Source organism: Bartonella sp. MR168JLCBS (assembly GCF_042194175.1).
Genome location: NZ_JBHIMP010000278.1, coordinates 1 through 813, shown reverse-complemented (window position 1 = coordinate 813; position 813 = coordinate 1). Strand labels below are relative to the sequence as shown.

Genomic DNA, 813 nt, shown 5'->3' with positions numbered 1-813 from the left:
AAGTGAACCGATCGAGTAACCTGTCAAAAATGCCTTCAAATCATTTGAATGAATATCTGTATAGACCAGCCATTATTCTGCTTTCATTGTAGGCATTTATGTATCCTAGTTTTTGTTTTTTAGCGTTTCAGACTGACCATACACAAAAGCGATATCTTGAGGCGTTAAGATAACATTGCGCAATTCCCGATTGACCAAAAATGTCTCCCTTTCTACCACTGTTTCAGACAATTCTACTGTAACATCATAACGTTCACGAAAAGCTGAAATAATTTCATCAACAATAATTTCAGGCGCAGAAGCCCCTGCTGAAAGACTCACAACAGAAAGAGGACCCAGACGATCAAAATCAATTTCATCAGCCCGTTGAACTAAAATAGACTGCCGCGCACCAAATCTCTCAGCAACTTCTACCAAACGTCGTGAATTAGAAGAATTCGGTGCACCAACAATCAAAAATAAATCACTCCCCAGTGCCGCCGCTTTAACAGCATTTTGGCGATTCGTCGTAGCATAGCAAATTGATTCGGCAGCCGGTGGTTCCAACGCAGGAAAACGTCTCTGTAATACATCAAGAATCCCTGCTGGATCTTCAACAGAAAGTGTTGTTTGCGTCACAAACCCCAATTTATCTGGATCATCTGGCTGATAATGCAAAGCATCTTCTATCGTTTCAATCAAAGTAACAGCTCCTTTTTCAAGCTGTCCCATTGTTCCTATCACTTCAGGATGACCAGCATGACCAATCAATATAACATGACGACCATGACGTTGATGTCGTATCGCTTGTTTATGAACCTTAGAAACCAACGG

General features: G+C 41.1%; 1 protein-coding gene. It reads right to left on the bottom strand.

Annotation, left to right across the window (positions count from 1 at the left end; translation table 11 throughout):
* Nucleotides 1–105 precede the first annotated feature (105 nt).
* On the bottom strand, nucleotides 106–813 hold a 708-nt coding region (gene ispH, locus ACFIK8_RS10860; protein ID WP_375669433.1), incomplete at its 5' end, for a 4-hydroxy-3-methylbut-2-enyl diphosphate reductase.